20 protein-coding genes and 1 pseudogene are annotated in these 26,465 nt (G+C 42.5%); 5 read left to right on the forward strand and 16 right to left on the reverse strand.

What is annotated here, in order from left to right; all coding sequences use genetic code 11:
• Window positions 1-9 precede the first annotated feature (9 nt).
• The 4 genes from MKX35_RS23620 to MKX35_RS23635 form a co-directional block, all read right to left on the reverse strand.
• Complete coding sequence (locus tag MKX35_RS23620) at window positions 10-6,672, reverse strand: S-layer homology domain-containing protein (protein WP_081382738.1); 6,663 nt, start codon at window positions 6,670-6,672, stop codon at window positions 10-12.
• A gap of 156 nt (window positions 6,673-6,828) precedes the next feature.
• Window positions 6,829-7,668 (reverse strand): carbohydrate ABC transporter permease, encoded by an 840-nt coding sequence (locus MKX35_RS23625; protein WP_081382739.1) that lies wholly within the window; start codon window positions 7,666-7,668, stop codon window positions 6,829-6,831.
• A 15-nt stretch (window positions 7,669-7,683) separates the two neighbouring features.
• A complete protein-coding gene (locus tag MKX35_RS23630) occupies window positions 7,684-8,622 on the reverse strand; it encodes a carbohydrate ABC transporter permease (protein WP_076283100.1) in 939 nt (312 codons plus the stop codon).
• Window positions 8,623-8,694: 72 nt separating this feature from the next.
• Window positions 8,695-10,038 (reverse strand): ABC transporter substrate-binding protein, encoded by a 1,344-nt coding sequence (locus MKX35_RS23635; protein WP_076298497.1) that lies wholly within the window; start codon window positions 10,036-10,038, stop codon window positions 8,695-8,697.
• A 300-nt stretch (window positions 10,039-10,338) separates the two neighbouring features.
• On the opposite strand from MKX35_RS23635, the gene MKX35_RS23640 reads away from it, so the two are divergent.
• Together MKX35_RS23640 and MKX35_RS23645 are read left to right on the forward strand one after the other, a co-directional pair.
• A complete protein-coding gene (locus tag MKX35_RS23640) occupies window positions 10,339-12,168 on the forward strand; it encodes a sensor histidine kinase (protein WP_076298498.1) in 1,830 nt (609 codons plus the stop codon).
• Window positions 12,169-12,198: 30 nt separating this feature from the next.
• Window positions 12,199-13,809, forward strand: coding sequence for a response regulator (locus MKX35_RS23645; protein WP_076298499.1), 1,611 nt, complete (start codon window positions 12,199-12,201; stop codon window positions 13,807-13,809).
• A gap of 132 nt (window positions 13,810-13,941) precedes the next feature.
• Here the strand turns inward: MKX35_RS23645 and MKX35_RS23650 are convergent, their stop codons facing one another.
• The 5 genes and pseudogenes from MKX35_RS23650 to MKX35_RS23670 all read right to left on the reverse strand — a co-directional run bounded on the left by MKX35_RS23650 (window position 13,942) and on the right by MKX35_RS23670 (window position 17,661).
• Window positions 13,942-14,424, reverse strand: a complete 483-nt coding sequence (locus MKX35_RS23650) for a DinB family protein (protein ID WP_042186968.1) — start codon at window positions 14,422-14,424, stop codon at window positions 13,942-13,944.
• A 195-nt stretch (window positions 14,425-14,619) separates the two neighbouring features.
• Window positions 14,620-15,267: a sugar O-acetyltransferase gene (locus tag MKX35_RS23655; RefSeq protein ID WP_256716221.1), complete on the reverse strand. Its 648-nt coding sequence runs from the start codon at window positions 15,265-15,267 to the stop codon at window positions 14,620-14,622.
• A gap of 13 nt (window positions 15,268-15,280) precedes the next feature.
• Window positions 15,281-15,663: pseudogene (locus MKX35_RS23660) on the reverse strand (VOC family protein).
• A gap of 28 nt (window positions 15,664-15,691) precedes the next feature.
• Window positions 15,692-17,044 carry an MATE family efflux transporter gene (locus MKX35_RS23665; protein WP_042186961.1) on the reverse strand — a complete coding sequence of 451 codons (1,353 nt, stop codon included), beginning with the start codon at window positions 17,042-17,044 and terminating at the stop codon, window positions 15,692-15,694.
• A complete protein-coding gene (locus MKX35_RS23670) occupies window positions 17,041-17,661 on the reverse strand; it encodes a DapH/DapD/GlmU-related protein (RefSeq protein WP_076298501.1) in 621 nt (206 codons plus the stop codon). The genes MKX35_RS23665 and MKX35_RS23670 overlap by 4 nt, the downstream gene beginning before the upstream one ends.
• Window positions 17,662-17,802: 141 nt before the next feature.
• Between MKX35_RS23670 and MKX35_RS23675 the strand changes: the two genes are divergently transcribed.
• Window positions 17,803-18,699 (forward strand): AraC family transcriptional regulator, encoded by an 897-nt coding sequence (locus tag MKX35_RS23675; RefSeq protein WP_081382740.1) that lies wholly within the window; start codon window positions 17,803-17,805, stop codon window positions 18,697-18,699.
• 147 nt (window positions 18,700-18,846) lie between these two features.
• Here MKX35_RS23675 and MKX35_RS23680 read toward each other — a convergent pair whose 3' ends face one another.
• Window positions 18,847-19,758 (reverse strand): DsbA family oxidoreductase, encoded by a 912-nt coding sequence (locus MKX35_RS23680; protein ID WP_076298502.1) that lies wholly within the window; start codon window positions 19,756-19,758, stop codon window positions 18,847-18,849.
• A 152-nt stretch (window positions 19,759-19,910) separates the two neighbouring features.
• Between MKX35_RS23680 and MKX35_RS23685 the strand changes: the two genes are divergently transcribed.
• On the forward strand, window positions 19,911-20,249 hold the full coding sequence (locus tag MKX35_RS23685; RefSeq protein WP_042126439.1) for a winged helix-turn-helix transcriptional regulator: 339 nt from the start codon (window positions 19,911-19,913) through the stop codon (window positions 20,247-20,249).
• A gap of 15 nt (window positions 20,250-20,264) precedes the next feature.
• On the opposite strand, the gene MKX35_RS23690 is transcribed toward MKX35_RS23685, so the two are convergent.
• Both MKX35_RS23690 and MKX35_RS23695 read right to left on the reverse strand, forming a co-directional pair.
• On the reverse strand, window positions 20,265-22,253 hold the full coding sequence (locus MKX35_RS23690) for an elongation factor G (RefSeq protein WP_076298503.1): 1,989 nt from the start codon (window positions 22,251-22,253) through the stop codon (window positions 20,265-20,267).
• Window positions 22,254-22,613: 360 nt separating this feature from the next.
• Window positions 22,614-23,573 (reverse strand): methylenetetrahydrofolate reductase, encoded by a 960-nt coding sequence (locus MKX35_RS23695; RefSeq protein WP_256716222.1) that lies wholly within the window; start codon window positions 23,571-23,573, stop codon window positions 22,614-22,616.
• Window positions 23,574-23,839: 266 nt separating this feature from the next.
• Here MKX35_RS23695 and MKX35_RS23700 point away from each other — a divergent pair, with 266 nt between their 5' ends.
• On the forward strand, window positions 23,840-24,238 hold the full coding sequence (locus tag MKX35_RS23700; RefSeq protein ID WP_036689594.1) for a cytidine deaminase: 399 nt from the start codon (window positions 23,840-23,842) through the stop codon (window positions 24,236-24,238).
• Between the two features lie 102 nt (window positions 24,239-24,340).
• Here the strand turns inward: MKX35_RS23700 and MKX35_RS23705 are convergent, their stop codons facing one another.
• The 4 genes from MKX35_RS23705 to MKX35_RS23720 all read right to left on the reverse strand — a co-directional run bounded on the left by MKX35_RS23705 (window position 24,341) and on the right by MKX35_RS23720 (window position 26,374).
• Window positions 24,341-24,715, reverse strand: coding sequence for a hypothetical protein (locus MKX35_RS23705; protein WP_076298504.1), 375 nt, complete (start codon window positions 24,713-24,715; stop codon window positions 24,341-24,343).
• Between the two features lie 712 nt (window positions 24,716-25,427).
• On the reverse strand, window positions 25,428-25,580 hold the full coding sequence (locus MKX35_RS23710) for a hypothetical protein (protein WP_341044445.1): 153 nt from the start codon (window positions 25,578-25,580) through the stop codon (window positions 25,428-25,430).
• Window positions 25,581-25,666: 86 nt separating this feature from the next.
• Window positions 25,667-25,918 carry a hypothetical protein gene (locus tag MKX35_RS23715; protein WP_076298505.1) on the reverse strand — a complete coding sequence of 84 codons (252 nt, stop codon included), beginning with the start codon at window positions 25,916-25,918 and terminating at the stop codon, window positions 25,667-25,669.
• Window positions 25,919-25,948: 30 nt separating this feature from the next.
• Window positions 25,949-26,374 carry a hypothetical protein gene (locus tag MKX35_RS23720; protein WP_076298506.1) on the reverse strand — a complete coding sequence of 142 codons (426 nt, stop codon included), beginning with the start codon at window positions 26,372-26,374 and terminating at the stop codon, window positions 25,949-25,951.
• Window positions 26,375-26,465 lie beyond the last annotated feature (91 nt).

A 26,465-nucleotide genomic window follows, 5' to 3' on the forward strand; every position in this document is an offset into this window, starting at 1 on the left:
AAGTGCGGCTTACAAATATCCCAGCAGATTGGCGATGACTTGCGCACTTTCGGCACGGGTCATCATCTCTTGCGGTGCGAATTGCATATTGCCGCGTCCTTTTATCAGCCCTGCCTGCTCAGCGAACCTTGCTGATTTCTGTGCCCAGTCATGAATTAGGGAATAATCACTGAACGAGCTTGCGGAAACTTCATTTACCTTGCTGCCTTGTAAATATTCATAAGCCCTAACGATCATTACGGCCATTTCCTCGCGGGTAATGCTGCGGTCCGGTGCGAATGAATCCGAACTACGTCCGAGCACTATGCCCGCTTCGCTTACGGCTGCAACGTACTCTGCATACCAAGCTTTGGAGTCCACATCAATAAACGTTGAATGACTTCCTGCCTCTAAGCCTAGCGCTCTTGCAATCATGGTCGCGAATTGTGCTCTTGTCACTTTCCCTTGCGGATTAAACTCAGTATCGGAAATACCTTGGATAATATGTTTAGCCGCCATTGTCTTAATAACATCCCTCGCCCAGCTATCCGTACTGACATCCAAGAATGTCTTGTCATATTCTAGGACTGCAAACTGGCTGAAATGCTGTATTTCCGTACTCCATTTTCCATCAGCTAGCGTTCCGCCCATAAATTCAAGAGCTCCGTTCCCGGCTATATTGTAGATGCCCAGCAAATTAGGATTGGAATCTGAATCTAATATGAAGGTAAGCGTCAGTGGCTTATCAAAACGGGTTACCGGTACGGCAGTGCCATTCGTACTAATAACTTCCAAACTGAAGTTAATTACATCACTTGCAGCAGATAACTGAACCGAGCCGTTGACAGCTGGGTTATTCATAAGCTGTTCCACGGCAACTCTGGATGCCTTCACGGCCGAGAGTTTGATTCGTGCTCCATCCACTTGACCTCCTGCAGCTTTCTCCTGGATACTCTTTAGCGCTTCTGGGGTCAGTTGGATAGCAAATGTATTCCATACGAGACGCAGCGTGTTCACTCCGATAATATTTGACACTCCCACAGGAAGCAGTACGGAATCAGTAGCATCTGTGAGCTGAACTGTTATTCCCCCTCCAACCGGAGCCGTGAAATCGTCACTGTTAAGAATCCGCGTGGTCTGCGGCAGCGGTGTTGGTGTTGGCGATACCGTCGGTGCTGTGGTCGACACCGGCCCTGAGGTTACTTCAGGTACAGGTGTTGGTGTAGGATTTGCTGTGGGTTCAACTGTCGGTGTTGGTTCTACCGTTGGTGTTGAAGTCGGCGGTTGCTGTGCTTCTCCCACTGTAACTATTCTTATAACTTCAACAGCCGTATTGCCCACGGAATCGCTCACATTATAATGATAAATATAAGTGCCTGCTGATGAGGTATCTAACGTCTCCGTATGATTCCCATCCTTCGTAATCGTCGCCACAATACGTTCTGTAATATCGCCATCGCGGTTATCCATTGCGGTGGCTCCGGCATCTGTATAGCTTGCGCCATTGTCCAGTTGAATAGATGGTTCACCAAGCAGTGTAATGACCGGCTTCAGTACATCTGGATCTTCCGATACGATTACTTTTCGGGTGACTTCCGCAGCCGTGTTGCCTGCGGCATCGCTGACATTGTAATGGAAGGTGTAGATATCCGCTTGCGCTGTATCTAACTCCGTCAGACCATACACTTCACTGCTGACCGTTGTATTGATGCGGTCTGTGATATCACCGTCTTGGTCGTCATACGCAGTGGCTCCTGCATCCGTATATTCAGAACCCATCTGCAGATTGACTATGGCTTCACCTATCAAGGTAATCTCCGGCTGCTTCATATCTGGCTCCGGTAGCTTAATCGTTCCGCTGGCCGCAGCTTCTGCCTTCGCCTCGCCCTTGTTCAGTAATACTGTGAAGCTGAAGCTGCCGGCTGTGTCATCAGTAGCTTCCTGGAACGAAGATAGGGTGATATCACCCATCGTAACCCCCGTATCACTGAACCCGATTAAACCGTTCATCGTTTGGAGCAGCCAGGTCCGGACTCCATCTTCGCTGTTAGCTGTTTCCTTCTGCACGCTATATGCAGCACCTTCTATAATACTTTTAGCCTCGTTTACAGCCTGCTCATTGACAATGCTGACCCTGTCCTTCGCCACTGCTAAGTAACTGATCACAGATGCCTGACTATTCGTATTGTTTATCGAATATTTCACGACGCCGCTCACCGGCAGCGTAAAGTCATTAGTGATCGTGACGCCATTAGGACCTGCGAGTACACCGGTCTTGACCGTTTCGTTCACTGTCTTCCCTTCAGAATCAGTGTAGCTAAGCGTGATATCCATCGTGCGGTTGCTCATATTCCACCAGTCACGATGGAACGATGTAATCGTGTACTTTCCTGCGCTCAGAGGGAGGGTGTAGATCAGAGGTGTATTCTTTGTATTCGAGCTGTAGACACCTGTCTGAGTTTTATCCGTGATAACCACGGCACCGCCAAGCCCTTTGAGATTATAATTTGCCCCTGTATTGATATGACCCCACACAGCGCCTGTTGATAGTTGATCCGCGGTGCTATTCAGAAGGCTGTCGCCCACGAAATTCTTGATCACCGTATAGGGTGGTGTGACGACATCCGCCGAAACACCGACATCCAAAAAGTACACGAGACCTTCTGGCACTACTTCCACATTAGCAGTGGTTTTTAGATTGCCATAAGTGCCGGTTACAGCTACTCTTTCATAGGGTGTATTGAAGCTGACCGCGTCTAAATTCCACTTCACAGACACCTGCAATTTGGATCCATCTTCTCGGATAGCCTCCAACTTATCTGGAAGATTCGGCAGTTTCCCGACATAAGTGGCAATATCCTGAGGAGCAGCAAGCTCCCGTATATCCCCTGTTGTCAATTGGTTCTGGGCAGAAATCAGACGTCCCGCGAGTTGCACAGCTCCTTCCTGATCCAGTCTGAAATCAGCAGCATTGTCTAGTGCTTCTTGGGCGGTGTTCTGTGCGGCTGCAAAAAGCTGCCAGTCTCTATCCGAATATTCATCCAGTTTGATAACTTCTTTCGCCGCTATTACCGCTGATTGAAGAGCAGCTGTGTCCGCTGTACCTTTTACTTCACCGGAAACAACGGCCACCGCGTCCACAACCAAAGTACCGCTTAATACCTTTATCTGAACGTTATGCTGTCCATATTTAAGTCCGCGAAGCGTGTACGTTTGGTAGAGTTCTTTAGAGGCCATCGTATCGGCTGACAGTGTGACAATTTCATCATCAACAGTCACTTCTAACTTAGCCGATCCATTATTCGGTCCCAGAATATCTAACCCGGTGCCTTCAAAAGAATATTCCATCGTAGCAGCTGCACCTTGACTGGTAGATAGGGAACGTTGATAAATATACATACCAGCCCCGTTTTGATGACTCCACAAACCGCCGTATTTTAATTTAGGGTTTGGTGTAGCAGCCAAATCATACATTTCAAGATTATCCAGTAATTCGGAATAGTATGGCGTATAGCCGTCAATCGTCTCGACCTTCAGATTATCGAAACGAACATGATAATATCCACTGGCTAAATCTACCCGACCAGACAATTCAGGGTTCGGATCAGTATAAGAAGCCAGTTTCACATCGTCCAAATAGGCAGTCACTTTATCGCCTGCAACCTGAATGGCAATGTTATGCCAGGCATCATGTGCGGTGTTAAATCCATCCAGCTTTACTCCACCGGAACCGCTCACTACATTGCCACTCGCTACTGCGCTATTATTGACCAGCAGCTGCCAACCTCCGTCAAACCAGAACTTCAGTACATAAGGTGTGCCGTTTATAGTGTGAGAGCTGCCGCCTCCTTGATACCGTGCGCCAATCGCAGCATAATTAGCTCCGCCCTGCGTACTGTTCGTCTCGAACGAAACATCTACACTGGCCTTGTAATTCGTCCACCGGTTATCACCGATAGCCGTTACGGGATCTCCACCGTTCCAAGTACCACCCAGCCCCATAATTTCCGTATCCAGCTGTTGGCGCAGAACATAGTTGTCAGACCCGTCCGGAAGATACGCCTCAAATGCACCGTTGCGGTCGTGCGTATACCGTGGTATCACACTTTTGGAACCGCCGCGGGATTCAATATAGCTTTGGGTGCCAGCATTCTGCCCACCTGCCCCGATCTTCACAACGGATTGATTGGAGTAGTCAAAATCATCGGCGTACAGGATATTGTCCGCTGTATTTTGAATCCTCCCTGTGGCGTCGGTATCAAGCACGATGCGGTCGCCTTCTACAGGTAACGGTGTTTGATACGCCTCATTGTCCTTGTTCTTCAGAGTGGTCACAGTCAATGTCGAATATGGTTTGACATGAATGGTATAAACCCCACTGCCATCAACAGCGACATCCCCGAGATATTTCATATAATTGCTGTTGAAAGCTTCGCCCGCGTCTGCCGCACGAGTCTCCCATACTTCCAATGAGGGATTACCCACAAAGTTCATATTTACCGTCTGAAGCTTATAGGTTTTGGCATATTCACTATCGTTCACAATAACGGTTGAAAAATCGCTTCTGTCAGGTGAAGCAAGCGTCATATAGCTAGGAGAACCGTTGCGACCGCTAACAGGGTTAGTGCCTGTCGCACCCGTGGAGCTAGCCTTAGGAACTGCTCTCCAAATCCCTGCCGTATTATCCTCGTTCTCCCAGCCCACATTGGCGAACCAGCTGTAATGCTGCAGAGCAACAAGACCTGCATCATAATGAATCCATCCCGACCACGGATCACGTGCGCTAAGTAGTTCCTTAAACGAATATTGTCCACCTTCGTAGAAGGAGCCGATGGCCGGCTGATAAATAAAGTGCGTCCGGCGGGAATTGACGAATCCTTTAATAATCGTATTGCTCATCTCCAGTGGACTGCCAACACCGCCGATGCCGGTTCCTTCCACTGTAGGGTCCTTCACATTATTGTTGGGACGGAAGGCAGAGTTACTGAAGGTGGACTGCGCCTCACTGTTCCATACTTCAATATCATATTGTTCTGCGAGCTTTTTGAAATTGCCTGCGCTGTCGTCGTCAGTGTTATAGTGATATCCGGCGATCGGAGCCGCATCCCTTAGAGAAGCGTCGCTTACCATACTGCCGCCAAATGAACCAATCCCTACTTCATCAGAGATCACAACTTTGATCTGGTTATAGAGCGCTTGCTCTACTGGGCTTGCAAAACCTTCGTTATCTGTTTTAACACGCTCAGCGTACTGTTTGGTCCAGGTCAAATCCGGCGTATGCTCGTTGATATGGGGATTGACGTAGTCGACCATATAGCCATACTCACGGTAAGCAGCAAGAATTGTATCTTTATACCAGGTATAGATTTTATCGTTGTTGCTTGCCCAGGCCGGAGCACTCCATCGCAGGATGCTGACCTTGAGATCCGGATTCGTAGCCTTGGCGTCAGCCGCAAGCTGGAATCCGGGATGCCTAGTGACATTGGCTTGTTCATCGGCCGTACGCATAGTAGCCGGGTCCGGGCCGGTAGAGTTGTTACGGTCATTGCCCATCTCTATTTTTACATGCGTCATGATGGGATGCTCTCCACCGAACAGAATCCGCAACATTTCTGCGTAAGCTTCCGGATGCTCAGCCTTATAATCCATCAACAGGGCACTGGTGCTGTTGGCACTTAGTACGCCAAATCCCTTGAATGTTAGGCCGTTGACATTGTCCGCTTTAATATCGTTGCCGTCGAGTAGAACCTTGACCATGGAAGCTGCGTTCTGCCGAGCATCTTCGATCTCTTTTTGAATCCCGCCCTTGGCAACGGCGAACCAGCTTAAGATTGGTTTCTCACCGGAAACATAGGCATAGGTCAATGTCATAGGGCTACTAGCGTCGATATCACCGGGAATAGTGAATTCGCCGGAAATAAGCGGAGTCACATTAGTATTGAATTGTGCAAACGAGATCGTCTTTGTTGCACCATTTGTATCCTTATATTCGATCTGAGGCTGTATTACTCGAGTGCGGCTGCCATACCAATCATGGAAACCACTACTGAGTGTATAGGTTCCAGCTTCTGGAGCCATTAATTTATATACAATATGATTGCTAGTAGGGTCGGCACGAAGTCCTACTGTCCATATGGATGGATCAGTTGCAGGATCGGTAAGTCCTCCGTCTTTGGAGTTCTTCACCTTGTTGATGGAATCATCAAATCCCCAGGCAGTCGTTCCGCTGACATATTTCTGATCTGGTGACGGGTTGAGCAATGTGCTACCGGACAGCGTTTTTACTGCTTCGTACAGTGGCGAAGAAGTAGGACCATTACCTACGGAATCGCCCCCTCTGCCGCTATCCACAAAGTAAACCAATGGATTCCTTGAAGGTGGAATAACTTCTACATTGGCAACAACCGGCCCACCATTCGCTGTACCCGTGACTGTCACTGTGTCATAAGGAACGGCAAAGGTATCTTCACCTATATTCCATTTCACAGTCGCAGACTGGTCTCCAATGTCAATGCTAGCAGGCAAAGTAGTGTCAGCAGATGTCTTCGCCCCCATAAAGGCGGCTGCGAAAATAGTATCCACCGTAGCCGCAGATACAGATGGCATATGGAGTGCCGGAAACATTCCAACTACAAGCGCAGTGGTCATCATCATTGAGAATAGCTTTTTTCTAACGGAGTGTTTTCTGCTCATTCTTTAATCCTCCTTTTGCTATAAATGGTCTCTCGCCATGTTTCATGCTTGATTTGACTTTATCGCCCAGCAAACAAAGAAAGCGCATTCATTTCATTGATAAGCTAAAAAAAACTGGCAGCATGCGAAAACTGCAACTGCCAGGTTCAAACCTGTCTAGCCTTTAATACCAGATGCTGCGACGCCTTGAACGAAGTACTTCTGAAGTGCCAAGAAAACAATCACAACCGGAATAATGGAAACCACACTTGCAGCCATTATCAGACCGTACTCGGCAGAATATTGCGAAATGAACATTCGTAGTCCAATTTGAATGGTCTTGAGTTTCGTATCCGTCAAATAAATCATCGGCCCCAAGAAGTCATTCCAAGTAGCAACAAAGGTAAAAATCGTCAAGGTGGACAAAGCCGGCTTGGATAATGGCAGCATGATTCTCGCCCAAATCCCATATTCGCTCAAGCCATCGATTCGGGCCGCCTCGCATAATTCATCTGGGACACCCTGATAGAACTGGCGCATCAGAAATACTCCGAAAGCCGAGAATGCCTGCAATAGAATGATTGCCAGATGGGTATTGTTAAGTCCCATGTAACGCATCAAGATAAATTGCGGCACCATATATGCCTGCCAAGGTATCGCAATCGTAGCGATATATCCAAGGAATAAAACATTTTTCCCTCTGAATTGCAGTTTGGAGAATGCATACGCAGCAAAACTTGAAGTCAATAGCTGCAAAATCGTTACGATAATTGATAATTTCGCCGTGTTATAAATGAAGCGGTCCAGTGGAATACGGGTCCAGATATCCACGAAATTTCCCCAGCGCGGATTCGCCGGAATCCATTGCATCGGGAATGAGAACACATCCTTGTTCAGCTTGAGCGAAGAAGACAACATCCATATATATGGAACAAGCATACAGAACACCGTAGCAAACAACAAAATATACACTAGCACCATCGTGCCGATTCTAATTCCTTTATTTGTACCCACCATATCTTTTGAATCCTCCTATTGTCCGTATTTCTTCTCGCCGCGGAACTGGACGATGGTGATGCCAAGTACCAGCAGAAACAATACAATGGCCATGGCGCTGGCATATCCGTAATCAAGCGAACGGAACGCCGTATTGTAGATTTGATAAACCATAACCCTTGTAGAATCGTTCAACTGGTTATCAGCGCCGGCAAATAGGTTGATAAAAATATCGTAGACTTTGAACGAATTGATGACTAGAATCATCAGCACAAAGAAGGATGTAGGCGCCAGTTGAGGGACCGTCACATTGCGGAATCTTCTCCAGGCGTTAGCACCATCAAGTTCAGCAGCCTCATACAATTCAGGGTTGATCCCCTGTAGACCTGCCAAGTAAATGACCATGTAATAGCCCATGTTTTTCCATACAGTGAACAGTATTACTGTGAACATCGCCCAGTGTTTATCCGCCGCCCAGCGGGGAAGATCCTCCAGTGGGATACCGGTAAGGGTATGCAAAATATTGTTGATCGGCCCCATCGTAGGGCTAAAGATAAAGTTCCATACCGCAGCAACGGCTACCAAGGATGCCACATATGGGAAAAAGAATACGGTTCTCATGAAATTGCGGGCCATGATCTTCTGATTAAGCAAAATCGCCAGCGCCAGCGCAACAATCATGGTGAACGGTACTACGCCAATAGTGTAAACAATGGTATTCCATAATGCTTTATGAAATGTTGTATCTTTAATAAGCCGGGTGAAATTGTCCAGTCCGATATATTTCATTGGATTGGCCCCATCCCATTTCACAAAAGCTAGGATAAAGGCGAAAAACATGGGTACTAGTGTAAACACGGCAAATCCGATAAAGTTCGGCGCAATGAAGCTGTACGCTACCAGGTTTTCCCGGACACCTTTTGACAAATGACGTTTAGGGATTTTTTTTGTATCCAATATGGTTTCGTTCTGCATTCTTTCTCCTCCAAACCTTTCTATAAAAGGCGGGCTTTCACCCGCCCTTAGAATTCACCAACTCTCTTCAGGTTAATTGTTCAAGAGCTGCTGTACGCGCGTATTCATATCCTTCAAGCCTTCGTCGATCGAAGCGTTTTTGGTCATAATGTTATCGTGGGCTTCGTTTAGAATTACTTCAATGTCCGCACTCTTTTCATGCATTGGCATTTCCAAATAAGTCTGAACCGTAGTCAGTGCCGCTTTGCTGTTATCATCCGTAGGGAAACCGTCAATCGAAGTAATAGAACTGATAACTTCATCGTTCTTAATCGCTGGAATGGTTCCGGTGGAAGCAATGACTTTTGCACCTTCTTCACCAGTCACAAAGTTCATGAAATCAAGTGCCGCTTCTTTATTTTTGGATTTCTGATTTACAGCCAGGGAAGTAATTGTACCCAGTGTTGTACCGGCTTCCACACCATCCGGGTGAGGATATTTCACAATTCCCCAGTTGGTTGATTGAGACTCGCCGCTCTTCACCTTTTCAATTTGAGTTGCTATAAACCAGCTGCCCATGTTCATCATCGCAACGGAATTGTTGTAGAATACACCGGAATAATGCGTGCTTGAAGTCTTTAGTGTGGCGTAATCCATAACGATACCATCTTCCTGTTCTTTCAAGATCCGTTCATAGGTTGGCTTCAGGAAATCGTAGTTTCCACCGACAACGTTGTTCTTACCGTCAAGAATACCGAACAATTGAACCGCGCTCCGCCAAGTATGATAATGGGCTCCGTATACTTTTTCAGAACCGCTGCCGGAGGTCATTTTTCTAGCAAGTTCATCATATTGGTTGAATGTCATATCATTACTTGGATACTCCACTCCCGCTTTATCAAACAAGTCCTTATTATAGTAGACAACCCAGAAATCACTCCGGAAAGGAAGCGCATACACTTCATCGTTCACTTCAATCTGTTCTACAGTACCGCCATAGACGGATGGATCAATGTTTTTGTCTCCCATGAATCCCTTGAGCGGCTCCAAGTGATTTTGTTTCACGAGGTTTGAGTATCCAGGAATATCCTTAATCGTAAGTACATCCAGATCTGCACCACCGGACAACTGTGTACTCAGCATTGTCATATAGTCAGTGGAACCAAGATCGACATATTCGATCGTTACATTCGGATGCTCAGCTTTATAGGCATCAATCAACGGCTGATAGTATGCTGTGGCTTCCCAATCCCACAATGCCCATTTCAAGGTCACAGGATCCTGTTTCGGTTCAGCGGAAGCGTTTGCAGTATTTCCCGTTTCTGGAGCAGCTGTTGCAGCACTGCCTTCGTTGTTGTTATTACCGGAACATCCGGCTAGCGCACTTAGGGAGAGTATTGTGGCAAAAGTCATGCCATAGAATCTTTTCAATTTCATATAAAAATCCCCTTTTCCTTCTGATTGTTTACACTGATCGGTTCATCCGATCTATTTCAAAGTTTAAGACTTTCCCATCTAGAATGGCATGTATTTTCAAACTCAGTTCATTCACTTTTCTTTGTTCTTCTCTTCCTCCTCGCTTCAAACCTGTAAAATCCTATTTAAAACATGTAAATTTCTCAGCACCTCTGCCTTCCACTGTATGGAATCACAGGAATATGCTATGGTGTTAATATGGATATCGGTAAACTAGTTAAGCATATTATAAATAGAAGATTAACTTTGAACATGCATTAATTGAAAGATATTTTTGAAACCGCTTTATATTTTTCTGCATTTTGTAGAGGAGTGTTCAATACGGTAAGAAAATCAACCATTAAGAGCCGCATTATTCTGATCATGACCATCTTTGCGCTACTAATCGCCGCTCTGCTATCCTTTTTCAGCTATGAATTGATTACCTATTATCAGCGTAAAACAACCATCCAGGCGACTGAGTTCAACCTGCAGCTAGTTTCCCATATTATTGAACAAGATTTGATTAATCTCTCCTCATTAGCGATGACCAATAGCACCAACTCGTCCACCAATACATTACTCACTGATTATTTTGTATCTCCAAAGGCAAGCGCCAAGGATGCTGTTAATGTATTTAACTCCATGCAGGAGGACTTTCGGATCAATCGCTCCAATAGCTATGTCCGCCGCTTGATTGTTACGGGTAACAACGGAAAGTTCCTGCAGGTGGATAATTCCGTCAGCACTTCAATTCCACTTACTGTACACAATATAGGTCAAATTCCCGGACTAAATAAAGATGCTGTGGAGCAGTGGGAACAAGTAATTAAGGACCCGCTCTCCACCACGAACGGAATTCCTTTTGTTCTACCTATTTACGGAGATGGGGCTGCCCGGATTGGAACGGTCTACTTACTCGCCAATACCTCCTTAATTACCGACAAGTTGAAGGGGTATTCCCTGCCAAAGAACTCCCGAATGCTGCTGACGCTCGGCAATCATCATTATCAGCTCATTGGCGATAAAGTGACTGCAATGACTACGCCATATGAACCTGTGGCCTACACCGATGATAAGCCTGTCGGTCCACAAACCGAGCTGTCCATGATCAAGCTGGAGGATGAAGAAAGCCAAATTGTGGTCTCTTATCCCGTGCGGAGTGGAGTGATTCTGTCGCAGACCTTATCCAATGATCAATTCGCTCCCAAAGCAAATATATGGATTCTGGTAATGCTTGGCGTTTGTTTACTAGTCATCGTCTTAAGCGGCATTATTACTTTGTACTTAACCCGTAACATCAGTCTCCCGGTAGAGAAATTAAAGAAGCGAATTGATAAGATTGCCCAGGGCAACTTCTTGCTGGACCGCAATATCGAATGGAACAGTGAACTAGGTGATGTTGGTCGAGGTATCAACCGCCTATCACAGGACATTGTTGCGCTCATGGATAGCCGGCTCGCTGACGAGAAGCAGAAACAGGAGCTAGAGTACAGGATGCTGCAAAGTCAGATCAATCCCCACTTCTTGTACAACACACTGAATTCGATCAAATGGATGGCTACGATTCAGAATGCTACCGGCATTGCAGAAATGACTACTTCACTCTCCAGACTGCTGCGGAGCATCGCCAAAGACAACCGGAGACTAATGCCACTGAAAGATGAGTTAAGCCTGCTCGATGACTATTTTCTGATTCAGAAATACCGGTATGGCAGTACAGTCTCGATGGTGAAGGAAATAGAAGATGAGGAACTGCTCTCCGGCCTGATTCCCCGTTTCACGTTACAACCTCTGGTTGAGAATGCTATCTTTCATGGCATCGAGCCCAAAGGTAGAGGAGATATTCTCATCACGGTGAAAAAAAGCGGATTTGCCGATATCCTGGTCACGATTGAAGACAACGGTGTAGGCATGAAGGAAGAACAAATCTCCACCATTCTGTGTGAATCGGAGGATGGAACTAGGGGAGTTTTCGAGAACGTTGGACTCCATAGTGTAAATGAGCGTTTACGGCTAGCCTTTGGGGAGAATTACGGTCTTTCGATTGAGAGTGAAATGGGCCAGTATACTCTAATGAAAATCCTTCTACCATTTATACAAAAAGAGTAGAATGGCAAATCTAGCAAGGATGTGGTCAAATTGATTAAATTATTAATTGCCGACGACGAAGCTCTTGTCTGTATCGGCTTGCAGTCTATGCTGAAATGGGAGCAATATAATATAGAGATTGTCGGTATCGCGCACAACGGTGCTCAAGAAGAAGAGATGATTGACACTCTCCGCCCGGACATCGTAATCAGCGATATCAAAATGCCAATTAAGAGCGGTTTAGAGGTTGCCGCTTCGATACGCCAAAAATATGGTCGACTTCCGCTATTCATTATGTTGACTAGTTATGAAGAATTTCAATACGCACGCGCAGCTATAGAGGTGCAGGCCACGGATTATCTAGTAAAGCTGGAACTCACTCCGGAAGCACTGGCCGAATCCATCCGAAAGGCTATTTCCTTTCTAGAGAGTTACCAGACGATGGAAAGCTACCCAAAGCTGGTTCACCGCGGCAACCTTCAGGCGCAGCGTGATAAATTCTTCATTCGTCTGTTCAATAACCTGTTCGAGAATAAGAACCAGTATCTCCTGCAGAAAGAGGATTTGGCGTTAGAGTTTTCCGAGCCCGCCTACCTGGTCTGTACTTGCCGCATTCTAGGCCCAGACACTGTCCCTCCCCGTGGAGATAAGCTGGTTGCCTTATGCTCAAGCACTGTACAAATGGCAAAGGACACGCTTACTTCTATACAACCTTGCTATGTCACCAGTCTTGACTTACGTAATTTCGCCGTTGCTCTACCTGTCCCCGAAGTCAATCCCCGTCACTGGATGTCTGACATTGAGAAGCAACTTACCGACATGGCATCCGTATTACATAACTATTTCAATGTAACGATTATTGGTGCCATAGGGTTTGCCGTCGAGGACCCTTATTTAATGCGGGAGAGCTACCTAGCAGCTCGAAAGGCATTGCCAGTTGCCGTGCAAGAACGGTCTTTTGTTTTCTTCGATGAGAATGAACCTCTAGAGCAGGAACATCCGTTGTTTGATTTCTCTGAATCTCGTTCGGAGATCCGCCGTGCTTTTGAAGAACTAGATACCCTTGCTTTATACACCATCATCTCCAAAATGATTGAAATCTTCGAAGACCGACCTGACTTACTGGTGCCCGCCACCGATGCTGCCTGCAATATTCTGTATATGGCCACTTCGCTTCTTGCGGATGGAGAAAACATTGTAGAGCATATCTTCGAAAATGAACCGGAAGGCTACCGAGCCATCTATCAGATGCATACAATCGAAGAGATCGCCGGCTGGTTGATTCAGTTCCGTGATGGCTGCTCGGAAATTCTCTCTACTCGAAGACAAAGCTATAAAGAACAAATCGTCAAAAATGTCCAGGAATACATCAAAAGAAATCTCGGCACTAAGCTTTCACTGAATCAAGTAGCAGATGTCTTCAATTTCAGTCCAAACTATTTGAGCCATCTGTTCTCCAAAGTCGCTAAGGTCAATTATGTAGAATATATCACGGAGACTAAAATCACTGTGGCCAAGGAAATGATGATGCGCGGTGAAGGTCGTATTTACGAAATTTCCCAAAAACTCGGTTATGAAAGTGCCTTCTATTTCAGTAAGGTCTTCAAGAAAGTGACGGGGATTTCACCCAGAGAATATATGCAACAAATTGAAGCAGGCTGATAGTGATCGCCGGCCCCTCCAAAAAGCAACAGCATTCTTTAGCAATAATAGTGACACTCCGTCCGACAACAAAAAATCTCGTTTCCAAGACAAATGTCTAAGAAACGAGATTTTTATCGTAAGCACCAGTAACTATTTCATTTGAGCTTGTTCTTCTCGAGTAGGACCAATTACGCCAGGTACACGAAGACCTGCTTGACGTAAGAGAACAGTCATTTGACCACGATGATGTGTCTGGTGATCTATAAGCGATCTAAGCATTGCACCACGAGGCATTAATCCAGCAAAGGTCTGTACACTCTCAACCATTTGCTCGTCCGTTAATTTCTCAACCTCAGAAGCAATATTAGCCGCGATATTCTTATACGCTTCAACAATCACAGCCGCATGAGCCGGAACTTCCTTCGGATTGCCTACTGGAGTAAGTGTTAACCCTACCTGACCACCAAAAAACATCGGACAGGTTGCCAAGTGCCAACCTAACCATCCCAATGAGTTGTGACCTTCAACAATTACCTGATCTAATTTGTCATCGGTAAGTGATTCAAGAACGCGAATTGTCCCAGCAGAAGCACTTGCCCATTCTCCTAGAAAATCTTGAACTGTTCTGTACATTTGAAATCCCCTTTATTGGTCGTTAAATAACGATTACTTAGTCATACCAATTAAATTATAACCTGTCACAGGTCCTGTTACAAATAATCTAAAGGATCATCATATTTTTCACTTAACTTGAGAAAAAGGGGACTTTCGGAGTATTCATGATTTTCGCATAATAAAATCTGGTCTATGGTTTGGAATGCTACATTTCTACTCAATTATATCGCAATCTGAAAGTATTTCCGGTTTATGGCGCATGCTATCCTGATTGGTTATTTTACGGATTACTTTACACGGCACACCTGCAGCAAAAGAATTTTCCGGGATGTCCTGAGTCACGACACTACCTGCACCTATTACGCATCGATCACCAATCGTAACACCTCCACATACCGTTACATTTGCTGAGAGCCAAACATCGTTACCAATGCTAACAGGCTTAGCATAGCATAAAGACGCAGCATCACCATTTTGATCAAGCATTTGTCTACGCTCGGAGGCAACGAATGGGTGAATAGGCGTAACGATTGTTACATTAGGTCCAAAACTCACATGATCACCTATCGTAACCTGTGCATCATCCTGGACTGTAAGGTTATAGTTTCCAAAAAAATGATCACCAATTTTTGTATGAACACCATAATGAAAAAAAATGGGACCTTGAATAAAACAATGCTCCCCTATGCTATCAAGTAACTGTGACAATATCGCTTCCCGCTCCTCTGTCTGATCCTCAAATGTTCGGCTATATTGACTACTCAAATTGTGGGCGAGAAGCTTTTTACGCTTTAGTTCTGTGTTACCTGGATTGTATAATATCCCTTTGAATATTCGTTCTTCTTCTGTCAAATTGTTCACCTCTTTTTAGTTTTTAGACAGTAAGTTCAATTTGAATGTTTTCTGGCCCTAAAATACTGCTTTCATAATATCCGTCACCTGTGGTCCGTGGTCCACTTAACGTTCTAAATCCCGCTTCTGCCAATTGCTTGGTTAGCAGATCGACTTGTTCTTTACTGCCTAAGCTGAAGCTAAATGAGTTAAGCCCGTCCGCAAGAGATCATGAACTCCTTTTATCATATCCGGTCTGCTCATAATCTCCAATCTCGCGCCACCCTCAAACGTGAGAAAATAGGTTCTTAATCCCGTTTTGGGATTATGGTATTGTCGATTTGACTTAGCATTAAAGAATTGACTATAAAATTGTCTGCAGCTTTCTAAATCTTGTACATACATAGCAATACGTTCAATTTTCATAAAAATCTCCTTTCCGTCACTACATGTATTAGTTTTGAACATAATTCCTCGTAATATCGTTAAGCCATTTAAATTTAAAATAACGCATTAAGGCAATCGGGGCTTTAATAACCTCGTCTAAATTGATGATAATAAATATCGTTAGAGGGGAGAGATGCCACACAAATGCACTCATGTATCCTAATGGTAATATGATGCCCCACATTACAATCGTGTCACACCAAAAGCCAAATCTAGAATCTCCTCCAGCAACAAATATTCCTCCAATCGTCGTGGAGTTTATCGATTTCGGAATACAACAATAAGCACAGACAAGAAGCATTCCACTCAAATATATTTGTGCTTGATCATCCAAATTGACAAGTAGAAACACTATAGGCTTCAGTAATAGCAAAGTAATACCTGCAACGATGCCAAACAAGATAGCATATACATTTAATATTTTCCCAGCTCTTTTAGCCATTTCAATTTCGCCATTGCCTAGATATTTACCAACAAGTACGGAGCCACCACTTGCAATACCTCCACATAATACAATGACCAGATTCTTAACGACCGAGGCAACTGAATTTGCAGCGACCATATCTGCATTGATATGTCCAATAATTGCAGATGTCACAGTTAATGCGCATCCCCAAACAATATAATTTCCTTGGACGGGTAGTGTATACCTCAAAAAATCCTTAATCAAATTACGCTGAACCATGTCACGTAAAGGTAACCTAAATTTTATATTTGATTTGATCGAGTGGATGATACAGCAACCAAATTCAACGATACGTGCCAAAACTGTAGAGAAAGCAACTGCCACTATAGCCTTTTCTGAATTACCCGGATAAAGTATGAAAATACTTATTACATTCAAGAGAATGTTCAATATAAGACACATAGAACTGATCCAGGCACTCACACGGGCATTTTCCATGCTTCTAATGACACTAAAGTACATTTGAGATATTCCGCTTATCAGATAGGAGAACGAGATCACTCGCAAGAAACTCGATCCATATTGAATTAACTCGACGTCATTTGTGAAAAATCGCATTAATTGATCCGGCATCAACAGCGATATCCCAAAAAAGATAGCGGATATAATAATAGACATCGTACATCCAATACTAAAGACTCGTTCAATTGTCATTAAATCTTTCTTTCCCCAATACTGTGCAGTCAAAATCCCTACACCTGCTGCCAATCCCATGTAAAACAGTGTTAAAACAAATGTAATTTGCCCAGCCAACGATACAGCAGACATTGTAGACTGGTTTATAAAACCTAACATGAATATATCTATTGTCACGGCTAACGATGAAATGAGGTTTTGTAAAGCAATCGGAATGACCAAATTAAGCAATTGACGATTGAAATGCTTATCTCTCATCTCAAACGTGCTTCTTCATCCAGATCTTCCTTAGTGATCTCTTTGTCTTTGTAATAGTATTTTTGGTCGTGTTCATTAATGGTGCGCATCACCCTGCATGGATTACCAACAGCAATAGAGTTAGCCGGAATATCTTTTGTTACAACACTGCCGGCACCAATAACGGTATTTTCTCCAATTGTGACCCCTGGACAAATTGTAACATTCGCTCCGATCCAACAATTGTTCTCAATTTTCACCGGATCAGCATACATATATCCTCTGTAATCTGGATGGATTGGATGTCCCACTGTAGCAATCGTTACAGATGGACCGAACATAACATTTTTTCCGATAATAATTTTAGTGTCGTCAACAAAATTACAATTAAAATTAATGTACGTTCCATCTCCAATCTCAATGTTCGTACCATAGCAAAAGTAAAAGGGCGGCTCGATCCACACCTTTGTTTCTTTACCAAATATCACTTGCATGAGTTGTGTACGTTTTTCTAGATTATCTGGCGCTGTTATATTAAAGGCATGCATTCTTCTTTTTGCCTGTAGTCTGTCTTCAGGCAGTCCTTCACAGTAATCAGTAAATAGTTTACCGGAGGCAATACGTTCTCTCATCGTCATATTTCTGGCTCCTTATAATATCTTTTGGATTTTGTATTATTGTCGAGCAATATCAAAATTGTATAATTTCTTAGTAGTCCTATCCACCGAAATCAAATATAATTCTATTAAAATCGTATTTTGTTTGAGGGAGATGTGATTGTGAGTGCAGAGCTGGAAGTATTCTCTGATTTATCGGAAGAACTAAATTATAATCTTCCTGATTTTCCACTATACGTACGAAAAGGAGCACTTAATCATTTCGATAAATATGCAGCAGCATGCCATTGGCATCCGGACTTGGAATTTATTTTAGTGCTAGATGGGGAGATGGAGTATTTTGTAAACGGAGAAATTGTACTGATTGAACGAGGTAACGGAATATTCGTTAATAGCAAGCGTATGCATTATGGTTTCTCCACCAATAAATTGGATTGTACATTCATTGTCGTTGCTGTTCATCCTTCACTACTCGGAATAAACACACATGTAGGCAAAGTATATTGGGATGAGAAATTCGGTTCTAATACTGAAGACTATATTATGATTACTTCGCAAAGCACGTGGGGAAAGGACATCCTGCATTCCTTACATCGGATTTATGAAGAAATGAACAGCACTCCTTGCAACCCACTACGCCTTCTTTCACTGGCTACATCACTATGTGCAGACGTCGGAGATCATATACAGAGGGTTCCTGGGCAGATAAATGATGACCAGTCATGGATTGCCGTTTGGAAAATGACGGGATATATTCATCATCATTTTGACCTTAGAGTAACCCTGAATGACATCGCTACCGCTGGGTCTGTTTGCAGGAGCAGATGTTGCGAGTTGTTTGGCACATACATTGGCCAAACGCCTAATACTTACCTAGTGCGATATCGTATTCAAAAGAGCTCCGAGATGCTGGTAGGAACTAATCGATCGATTAGTGAAATTGCGATGAACTGCGGATTTCAAAGTGCGAGCTATTTTTCATCAGTTTTTCGTAATGAGACTGGATTGACGCCTCAGAATTACCGAAAGAAATCTCGAACACCTTCCCATTCAATTTAGCTTATTGACGGGTGCTTCCCAAGATCATTCCGATATTTAATTTATCATTTCCCATTATTTTCTCCTCTATTTGGTTTATCAAAGCGAATGCCAAAGAAGCCAGTAATTCCAAAGTAACCTTTGGCTTACTGGCTTCGTTCATTATAATCAAGATACGACGTATGATTCACCTAAAACACGCTTAATACTGTATGACCCCTCTATCATTTCCGTGGCTATAAATGACTCCATATCACTAGATTCAATATCATACAACACTTCAATTTCCTTGGAGAACAAAATGTTTCCTTCCTTGATAAGTTCAGAGAGAGGTGGAACATTTTCAGCTTTTACATCACCATTGTAAACTTGTTGAAGTCCGTCGACATAGGCTTCTAATGATCGTGCCCCCACAATTTTAACACCTTTATTTTCTTCATTCACCAAGATAATGGTTGGAAATCCACGTACACCAAGTCTGCCTGCTAACTCAAAATCCTGCTCTAACAAATCTTGTGCCGACCCAAGAGCAGCATTCGCCACTATTTCTTCGCCATTTAGCCCAATGTTGTTGACTATATCAACTAATGTTTTCTTCTCTCCAATATTCTGATTGAAGGTAAATACAGCTTCTCTTGCCTGACGCAAAAACTCATTTTCTTTACCCGGATATATATTTTGTATAACCTTGTATACTCTAGATGGCGGGTACGAAGAAAGAATCGGATTGTTTTTCCATAAAGAACCATCGATAGGCATACGTGAATGTAAACCGACTTCTCTCCAATGCTCCGCAACATCTGAAGGCTGTTGAATGCCATTGGAGACATCTGCAAAACCATGCCAGCTAGAAAGCAAACCACCCATAATCGTCTTCACATTAAAATATTGACCATACTGCAGAATAAAACGATTGAGTACCGGCTCAAGCGCCCAACAGTGGGAACAGATCGGATCTGTTGCATAGTAAAGTGTGATTTTGGGGGACTGTAGATTAAAGTCGATTATTTCCATTTGCTCTTCATCCCCTGGCCCACAGACACCGGTTTTAAGGTCACACATCATATTTGAATTATTCATATATAAATCACCTTTCGCTGGAGAATCAAAGAAAGTGCCCTCTTGTAGAAGTTCTTTGTATGGGAGTATTATAATACCAATACAAATTCAAACAAGTACGTTTATTTTTAATACTAAGTATCTTTAATAATACTATTGGACAGGAGTTATGTATGAAATACGAATTTAGACTTGATCAATTATGTCCTGCAACCTTCGCATTCCATGTAATCAGCGGAAAGTGGAACCTCCCGATCCTAGCCATTCTTAGTGAGAACGACAACATACGCTATAACGAGTTAAAAAGAAGACTGCATGGAATAACAGGGACTACCTTAACCAACTCACTGAGGGATCTTATAGAATATGGAATCATTCATCGGGAGCAGTATAACGAAGTGCCACCAAGAGTTGAGTATTCTCTGACTTCATCTGGAAAAGAATTAGTGCCTTTAATTGAATCCGTTGTTGAATGGGGACAAAGAAATATTGGGGTGAAGGATAATTCCTAGACTGCTTTCTCACTCCTATTCCTGAATCTCCAAATGCATATACGAAGGCGCTTCATCCCAAGGAACGCTATATCCCGCTCCCTTTGCACAGAACATAGAGCTGGAGGTGTACTCAGGATCAGCGCTGCGGTCGTATCCAATCCTTGCGATGACCTGTTCTGGGTTATGACATGGCTGATAACCGCCTAACTTCATCGAGATTGCTCCCTTGCCCTTTGTGAATGAAGCAAGCTCTACTGCATAATGCATGAACGTCGCGACAGGCGCACGTCCCTGAATAAACATCGATTCACCTAGCATTTCTGGCGGGTCAAATTCACCATGGGCCAGCTGTATATCAGACATTACGCGTCCGATAAGCTCTGCATCGACTTTGATTTTGAATTGATAATAGGGTTCCAGTAGAATTTTGTTCGCTTGCTCCAATCCCTGCCGCAGTGCCCGTAGTGTCGCCTCCCGAAAGTCACCGCCATGAGTGTGCTTCTGATGCGCCGCCCCGGTTAAAAGCGTTATATACAGATCGGTGACGGGAGAGCCGGTAAGAACTCCACGATGGTCCTTTTCAAGTAAATGCTGACCGACGAGATGCTGATACCCTGTGCTGAGCTGCTCCACATGGCATGTACTGCGATATGTAATTCCCTCACCACGTTTCGCAGGCGCAAGCCGGAGATGCACCTCTGCATAATGCTTAAGAGGTTCGAAATGCCCACAACCAATCACAATGTCTGCGATCGTCTCTTTGTATAATATCTCTGGCTTGGAGAACGATACCTTGAGCTGGAAACGGTCTAACACCACCTGCTGAAGTACCTCTAGCTGGATCATTCCCATCACATGAACATGAATCTCCTCCAGCTTGTCCTCCCATGTCACTTGCAGCGTTGGGTCTTCGGCTTGCAGGATCATGAAATAGCGTAGCACTTCTCTGGATGATATCCCCAAATTGAATACAACTTTGGATTTCAACGCTGACACAAGACGGGATTCTACTTGATCTGAATGATTACCTATACCCAGTCCAATGGTTGCATCAGTTAGGCCCGTAACGGCAACAAGCTGTCCCGCGGAGGCCTCATCGCATGAAGTATATTTCCCCCCATGATAGATACGAATAGAAGTGATTTTCTGGCTTAACTCCTCATGTTCTGAAGTGCTATAGCAGAGATCCTCCCGTACCCGTAATTTTCCAGCTAATATCTTCATAAAAGTCAGTCGCGTACCTTGCAGCTCATGACGCACCTTATATACTCGTGCCCCGAACACTGCGTTTACTTCATAAGTCGATTCCATTAGTAGTTCCATCGTCTGCATCCATTCCGCAATCCCCTGATCCAATAGAGCTGCTCCACTCATAACGGGAAAAACCACCCGTTCTTTAACCATTTGTTTCAGCGTAGCCAATACCTGCCCAGGATAAATGTTGTCTTCGAAATATGCCTCCATCAAGGCTTCATCTCGCTCAGCAACGGCGGTAATGACCTCTTCAGGCAGCATGCTCTGATCTAGACCTTTTGCCAAATACAACATATCCGGCGAAAATTGCTGTCTTAACGCTTTTAGTACACGCTGGACGTCAGCACCGGTACGATCTATTTTGTTAATAAATATAAAAGCGGGTATGCCATATTCCTGTAGCAATTGCCAGACCGTCTCGGTATGCCCTTCAATGCCCTCCACAGCACTTAAGATGACTACCGCATAATCCATAACCTGTAAAGCGCGCTCCATCTCAGCTGAAAAATCGACATGCCCCGGTGTGTCAATGAGCTGATATGATTGTTCGTTATATTTCATCACCGCCTGGTCAGCAAAAATCGTTATCCCCCGCGCCCGCTCCATCTCATGACTATCCAAAAAGGCATCCTGATGATCGACTCTCCCCCGAGTCTTAATTCCAGAAGCATGGTATAGGAGCTGCTCTGCGAAGGTGGTTTTGCCGGCATCAACATGTGCTAGCAGTCCGATGGTGATTGGTGATGCTTCTGACAGTTTACAATACATATTTCTATCATCCATTCAGTCAATCTGTTATATAAGAATCGTAGCCGAAATCTAGTAGCTTGTACAGAATCTCTCACCACCGACAGCATGCGGTAACGCCCGAAGATCCATATTATCCAATGACATAACCATCCTCGATGAAGGATTTAGCTAGAATAATATGCAAGAAAGGCACTAGACAGGCTATTGAGATGATGATTATATCCCTATTAACTTATAAAAAACCGGTAACCCTTAACAGAAAGGATTACCGGCTCAATGAATAGTTAGTTTTTGTGGTTTTTCATTTTAAACGAGAATTCACTGTTAGAAAATTCAATGCGATAACGTTAATATTTCTAATCTCCTTAAAACAATTAATCATCTACTCTCTAGACTCAACAGCTTTTTATCTAGAAATGCCTTTACATCTTTAGCAAGCTGAATGGATGCTTCAATTTCCAACTTAGTTGTTGAAACACTTTCAATGCTGCATCCAATTGGAATTCCCTTCTCCAGCCCGAACTCAAATAGTTCTTCAAATATTTTTTGAGATAGCTGAATTGATTTATCCAAAATGTCGTTCGAGTATTTCAACTCGTTTTCTAACCATCCCGGGATACTGATCCCCAACCATTTCATAAATTGTAATGTTTTCGCTGTGCCACATGGTGCAAGATTAAATAAAATAGGAACCATTTCAAAACCCTTATTTGTATAGTAATAATATAAATCAGACAATAAATTCTTTGATGCCTCTACATTATAAGTTGCCTGAGTGATAAAAAAGTTGCATCCATTATTAATCTTTTCGACAACCCGTATATGCTCATCATTCTTTTTTATATGTCTTTCAGGAATGACAACTCCTCCAAAATTCAAATTACTATTTAACTGTTTGCTTAGCTTATAAGCATCTGGTAAATTCAATTTCACCTCTTGCTTACTTGACGAAGCGCCCACATACACGGAAAATCTGTCTTCACTTTCGTCAGTCTTAATCCAATCCGCGAACGAAGCTCTTGTATCATTACCGACGCACCGATAAATTATTTTCGGGACCTCCACTTGTCTTAGATATTTATCACCATAGATAGCCGGATCAATCGTTGGTAAATATGGGTAAGGTCTTTCATGATCAACTCTTTCTGCTTCCTCCTGGACGTCGTAAAGAATTAAAGCATCTAAATCAACGTTTTTAAGTCTTTCAACCTGTTTCTGTGCAATTTCTGATATCTTTTCTGGTGAATGGCTTGCCTTCGGTGGTGTCATCCCATATGTTAAAATACCAGGTTTCTTGCTCAATATTTTTTGTTTAAATGTACTCCCTGCCGCTCCCAAAATAAAAACTCCTCTACACGTCTCTTTTAAGTTAAGGCTACCATGGCAGGCTTAATTTGTATAACTTCTATTTACTATATCTAGTTATATTTTAAAGCTATGATTCCCTATTGGTACTTATCGAGTAGTACATCATGGAGGCGGAACTTCTAGATTTTAATGTTGACAACCATTTGTTCTGACTATAGTATTAAAAGTCCTGCCAACCTTAAAGTTGGCGATAAGGGGACCGAAAGGTTCATTCTTATTTAAAAAGGGTGAGTATTATGAATAAAGAAGAATTAATGGAAAGCGCACGTAACACAAAGAAAGCTGCTTATGCCCCTTATTCTAAATTTCCAGTTGGAGCAGCCTTATTACTTAAAGATGGAAATGTTATTAATGGAGTAAATGTAGAAAATGTATCTTTTGGTGCTACTAACTGTGCAGAGAGAACAGCAATCTTCACAGCTATTACAAAGGGCTATACTAAAGGTGATTTTCAGGCTATAGCTGTAGCAGGTGACACAATGGATTTTCTGCCGCCATGCAGTATCTGCAGACAAGTATTATCGGAATTCTGTTTGCCCGACATGCCTGTCTATTTAACCAATGAGAAAAAAGAAATCTTAGAGCTGAGTTTAAGGGATTTATTGCCTTACGCATTCAAAAATTTAGATATGTAAAAATAATACCTACCATAGTGGAATATCAAAAACACGCGTACCTGTGTTAGACAAGTACACGTGTTTTTATGTTTAAAAGCTTAGTCAGAACACAGAGTTCAATTACCAAATCGCAATTCCAACCTTCTCTTTTTCTTTAAGTACTACCTTTATCATTTCCAAAGCATTTCTTACCCTAAATTCAATAAATTCTTTATCATAGTCTGTATGTAGTTCTATAGTATCTAAATTATCAAGCAAAATAAGGAATTCACTTTCCAGTTTTTCTATTCCTTCATCAAATGCAAAAATATTAGTATTCTTTAAAGAATATATTAACTCACATCCGAGTTCACCAATTAAATCATTTCCCCAGAGAGTTTTTCTGCATGATTCGAAACCAAACAAATTATTATGTGGTGCGGGTACCTGCTCCTCCAAAAAATTAGTATCTACAATTATACTTCCCTTTTGAATTACACTAATTATCAAACTCATATAGTTAAAACCTCTCAATGATTATCTATAATTTTTGATTCTTTTTTCTTTTGTTTCTTTTGTTTCTTATAACATCATCAATAATAAAAAAACAAGCGATCCATTGAGATAAAAGGTTAACACTTCCTCTCGATGATCGCTTGCTTTTAGTAGCTATTGTGATTTTTCATTTTAAACGAGAATTCACTATTATAAAACTCTTATAGAATAAGGTGGACTGTTTCATTTTAAATGAGAAAATTTAGTTCAAGCAGTCAGAATCCCTCTAATATATCAATTTAAGCGAGAAAAAAGACTTTTGTGGTTTATACAGCATTCTTCCATACTATACATTTAATTAAATGTATTTGTAACAGGCTGTTTTGTGCATCAAGTTGAAAAAAAATCACTTACTTCTCCATTAATCTTCATCTCCACTCTCGTTTCATTTTCTATAACTTAATTAAGTAAATCCCATTCATTTTTAATAATGATTCAATCGTCATAAATACCTCTCAATTCATGTTTTTTGATCTTTATTTTTGTAAAAGATAGTTAAGTTGCAATTTTGTTTTAAATCGGTAAATTAATCAACTTTTCTCACTTTTCTGTTAAAAGGGAACCCGCATAAAAAGAACAGACCATTTCATAAGCCTACTCTCTTTTATGTTGAGCTTGTACTGCACCAAGTATCGTTTTCCATTCGTTAAACAGTGGTATAGTGTTCGATATTTTATCCAGCTGTATGATGAATTTTTTGCTTAAAAACTTTCTCCCAAAATGCTGAATAACGAAGGCCCAATCGTATTCCTTCAAACTCGGATTCAAATCGTTCTTCAATAGTATCTTTATTTTCTTTAATAATTGCTTCTAATTTATCAAGCATGTACTGTGCTTGATTTATAAATGAATGACCGTAATCTGGCTTCCAACCGTCATCCCATTCAATGAATCCTTCATTCTCTAAAATATTCAGTTCATTTTTATCTGAAAAAGCACCAGCAAACCCGTTTTGATGTATATCTTTTCTCCATATTTCACGACAGCATTATCTGGGTATACTGATGTACTCAATATTCCGATCGAAGATTGTTGGACTGGATCATTGCTGTATACAGATTCATGAACTGAATTAGCATATGTATAGTTTTTGAGCTTTCCAGTTGGACTAAATAAAGAAACAAAAACTGTAATAATAATACTTAATGAAAATATTCTTTTCATATTACATTCCCCCTTTATTATTTCTAACGATTAGATTTTCCTTATTTTGATTAGATAATATAGAGTTAAGATAAATTGTATAATAGAAATACTCCAAGGAAGCAGAAAGAGCATTTCCACTTGATATTTTGGAAACCATTCAATAGAAACGACAACTCCATACTCACTATCACTGTCATCTTGTATTGCATTGAAAAATAAAAGAAGTAAGAGGCTGGATAGCATAGTTACCAAAAACCAAATGGCATTGTACTTTATCCTCTGAGTCCTTATAAACAAAAAAGAATTAATTAAACATAATAAAAGCGGTATGAAGTACACCTTAAATGAGATATTTAATAACGCCGTTCCCCATCCCTCTATTCTTATCTTTAAAAAATAGATTAAGATCAGATGCAGTCCAACCACCAGTAGTACATAAAGAATGGCTTGTAGTCCTGTCTTGAATGACTTCAAATTTCGTCCCCCTTTTCCATTCGTTCACTTAATGCTCTAATGATATCATCACCCTTCATCGAGATTTTCTTCTTACTTCAAGCACCTATAT

The sequence above is a fragment of the Paenibacillus sp. FSL R5-0923 genome, assembly GCF_038009145.1.
Taxonomy (GTDB): domain Bacteria; phylum Bacillota; class Bacilli; order Paenibacillales; family Paenibacillaceae; genus Paenibacillus_AQ.

Bases quoted from the DNA above. Each gene is read 5' to 3' on its own strand.
- MKX35_RS23690 (WP_076298503.1), bottom strand. From the start codon at position 22,253: ATGTATTGTAAACTGTCAGAAGCATCACCAATCACCATCGGACTGCTA.
- MKX35_RS23665 (WP_042186961.1), bottom strand. From the start codon at position 17,044: ATGAGAGATAAGCATTTCAATCGTCAATTGCTTAATTTGGTCATTCCG.
- MKX35_RS23620 (WP_081382738.1), bottom strand. From the start codon at position 6,672: ATGAGCAGAAAACACTCCGTTAGAAAAAAGCTATTCTCAATGATGATG.
- MKX35_RS23630 (WP_076283100.1), bottom strand. From the start codon at position 8,622: ATGCAGAACGAAACCATATTGGATACAAAAAAAATCCCTAAACGTCAT.
- MKX35_RS23650 (WP_042186968.1), bottom strand. From the start codon at position 14,424: ATGTACAGAACAGTTCAAGATTTTCTAGGAGAATGGGCAAGTGCTTCT.
- MKX35_RS23625 (WP_081382739.1), bottom strand. From the start codon at position 7,668: ATGGTGGGTACAAATAAAGGAATTAGAATCGGCACGATGGTGCTAGTG.
- MKX35_RS23685 (WP_042126439.1), top strand. From the start codon at position 19,911: ATGAAATACGAATTTAGACTTGATCAATTATGTCCTGCAACCTTCGCA.
- MKX35_RS23700 (WP_036689594.1), top strand. From the start codon at position 23,840: ATGAATAAAGAAGAATTAATGGAAAGCGCACGTAACACAAAGAAAGCT.
- MKX35_RS23635 (WP_076298497.1), bottom strand. From the start codon at position 10,038: ATGAAATTGAAAAGATTCTATGGCATGACTTTTGCCACAATACTCTCC.
- MKX35_RS23705 (WP_076298504.1), bottom strand. From the start codon at position 24,715: ATGAGTTTGATAATTAGTGTAATTCAAAAGGGAAGTATAATTGTAGAT.
- MKX35_RS23715 (WP_076298505.1), bottom strand. From the start codon at position 25,918: ATGAAAAGAATATTTTCATTAAGTATTATTATTACAGTTTTTGTTTCT.
- MKX35_RS23670 (WP_076298501.1), bottom strand. From the start codon at position 17,661: ATGACGATGAGAGAACGTATTGCCTCCGGTAAACTATTTACTGATTAC.
- MKX35_RS23680 (WP_076298502.1), bottom strand. From the start codon at position 19,758: ATGAATAATTCAAATATGATGTGTGACCTTAAAACCGGTGTCTGTGGG.
- MKX35_RS23710 (WP_341044445.1), bottom strand. From the start codon at position 25,580: ATGCTTGATAAATTAGAAGCAATTATTAAAGAAAATAAAGATACTATT.